Genomic DNA, 2,654 nt, shown 5'->3' with positions numbered 1-2,654 from the left:
CTTTACCCCTTGACACCCTTTTCAAAAAAAAACCGTTTCACTTATTTCCGCTCCGAGAGGAAGCGGTAAAAGCTGGATGGTTTTAGCGCTTATGATGAAGTACCATCAAAAACAAGCCCACTAAAATACTGATCGCCTTAATCTATAAATTGATATTCCTCTACTGATTCATAAAATACTGTCTTTAGTATAAATTACAAGTATATAAAATCTATCTAGATACTTTATTTCTATTTATTTATTATAAAAGCTCTTTTTAGTGCTATAATTGTTTTTAAATACCACTTTAGGAGGGATCTGATGCGTTTTTCACTGCTAAGCGATGACGAAGTTCTTAGGGAACTAGCACAACGCGTTGATCGAAGACGTCGTGAAAAAGAGTTCAGTGATGCTGAACTGGTTTAAAAAAGCGGCACCAACCTTGCTACTCTCAAACGCTTTCGTGCTAACAAGGGGACGATATCTCTAACCAGTTTTATCCGAATTCTTAGAGGGCTTGGAGAGCTCGATGCACTGAATACACTTTTGGAATCAACTCAAACATTCAGCCCTGCACAACAAATCGAAAAACCGCTCAAAAAGCGGATCACTAAAAAGAAATCAAAACCCTCCAATTTTCAATGGGGAGATGAATAATGGCTACACCGGTAATTACCGTAAATTTATGGGGAAAGACCATAGGATATTTGGGTTATGCCCCTGGACAAAACAGCATAGCGACGTTTGAATACACACCTGAATTTACAGCCTCAAACATTCAACTCTCGCCTTTGGAGATGAGATACCCTCCTATGATACACTCATACCCCTCAATCAGTCAGCGAACCTTTCATGGACTGCCCGGAATCTTTGCCGATTCGCTCCCTGACAAATTCGGTAACAAGTTAATTGATCGTTTCTTTGCCGACAATGGGTTATCCCCATCCGATATCACCGCCCTTGATCGTTTGGCTTATATTGGTAAACGAAGCATGGGTGCCTTTGAATATGAGCCCTCATTCAACGATGGTATGGCTATGAATGGAGGAAGTCTCAATATTCATCATCTGAATGAACTTGCCAATATGGTATTGCGTGAAAAGAGCGATTTCAATCACAAATTATCCACCGCTTCACATGAAGAAATGTTAGCCCTTATTCGTGTCGGATCGAGTGCCGGAGGGGCAAGATCTAAAGCATTGGTAGCCCAAGATGCGCAAGGGAGATTTTATGACGGTACGTTGGATGCGGGTGTCGATAAACGCTACTGGCTTTTGAAGTTTGATTCGGATGATAACAGCGATAAAGATCGCAAAGATCCTAAAGGGATGACACGAATTGAATACATCTATTCTCTGATTGCCAAAGAGTGCGGTATCAATATCCCCTCAACAACCTATATTACAGACGATGATGATTTTCATTTTATGATCGAGCGGTTTGATCGTGAAATTGTTGATGCAAAGGTGCGCAAAAAGCACTATGCTTCCTGGGCAGGTTTGCGACATTTTGATCGAGATCATGTGGGTGTCTACTCGTACGAGCAGTTAGTCATGACCTGTCGCGAACTGGGCTTGGGTCAGAATGAACTCAATGAGCTGTTTCGTCGCGCTGTCTTTAACATCATCGGGCGTAATCAAGACGATCATGCCAAAAATTTTGGCTTCATGATGGATCGTCGCGGTGTATGGTCACTCTCCCCTGCGTTTGATATGACCTATGCGTATGACCCGCTTGGAAAGTGGACCGCGCAGCATCAGATTTCAATATCTAGCAAACGAGATCAGTTTGAGCGAAACGATCTTTTGGCCTTTGCATCTAAGTGCAGCATACCCGCAAAACATGCTAATGAAATTATTGAACAATCTCTTGAGGCTTTTAGTAGTTTTACACGTTTAGCTAATGAATTTGAAGTTCCGGATGAACTTTACAAACAAGTTTTTGCACACTTGAGAGTTAAAAGTTTATAGTTCAAAATCTTAGATTTTATGGATTATTGACAAGTCGTTCTTCGATGATTGTTAAACTCTCGGGTGTCCACCTACATTTAGGTTTTTTCGGACATCCGCTTTAAAGTTAGCTTAATTTACAAAATACTTTCCCAAAATGGGAAATAACTGCTATAATACTTTCATGAGAGTTATCAGTAAACGAACATTACAAGATTTTTGGAATATTCATTCCGATGCCATGAATCCCTTAGCAGGATGGTATGCAGAGGCGATGAAAGCTTCTTGGCAATCGCCTCAAGATATAAAGTTTCAATATAAAACCGCCAGTTTTTTACGAGATAATCGTGTAGTATTTAACATAGGTGGAAATAAATACAGACTGATCGTAAAGATCAATTACCCTTACAGTACGGTATATATTCGTTTTGTAGGGACCCATGCTCAGTATGACAAAATAAATGCAGAGGAGATTTAAAAGATGACTATTTTTCCTATCCGAATTGAAAAAGACTATGATAAAGCATTGGCACGAATCGATATGTTGATGAATGCTGATATAGGGACGCCTGAGGGGGATGAACTTGATATTCTTGTAACTCTTATCGAAGCGTATGAAGCCAAACATTACCCAATGCCAGTATGCGATCCAGTAGAGGCAATCAAATTTCGAATGGAGCAGATGGGTCTTGAAGCGAAAGATTTAACACCGATTATCGGCTCACG

3 protein-coding genes are annotated in these 2,654 nt (G+C 40.3%); all 3 read left to right on the top strand.

Annotated features, from left to right (window positions below):
• The first annotated feature begins 635 nt into the window (after positions 1 to 635).
• Positions 636 to 1,949, top strand: a complete 1,314-nt coding sequence (locus tag WA010_RS03375) for a type II toxin-antitoxin system HipA family toxin (RefSeq protein ID WP_422555763.1) — start codon at positions 636 to 638, stop codon at positions 1,947 to 1,949.
• A 163-nt stretch (positions 1,950 to 2,112) separates the two neighbouring features.
• Positions 2,113 to 2,406: a type II toxin-antitoxin system HigB family toxin gene (locus WA010_RS03370; RefSeq protein ID WP_422555762.1), complete on the top strand. Its 294-nt coding sequence runs from the start codon at positions 2,113 to 2,115 to the stop codon at positions 2,404 to 2,406.
• A gap of 3 nt (positions 2,407 to 2,409) precedes the next feature.
• On the top strand, positions 2,410 to 2,654 hold a 245-nt coding region (locus WA010_RS03365; protein ID WP_422555761.1), incomplete at its 3' end, for a helix-turn-helix domain-containing protein.

This window comes from Sulfuricurvum sp. (assembly GCF_049305995.1).
Lineage (GTDB): Bacteria > Campylobacterota > Campylobacteria > Campylobacterales > Sulfurimonadaceae > Sulfuricurvum.
This window is presented reverse-complemented; position numbering and strand designations above follow the sequence as displayed.

Excerpts from the sequence above, each read along its gene's own strand:
- WA010_RS03375 (WP_422555763.1), top strand. The coding sequence starts at position 636 with ATGGCTACACCGGTAATTACCGTAAATTTATGGGGAAAGACCATAGGA.
- WA010_RS03370 (WP_422555762.1), top strand. The coding sequence starts at position 2,113 with ATGAGAGTTATCAGTAAACGAACATTACAAGATTTTTGGAATATTCAT.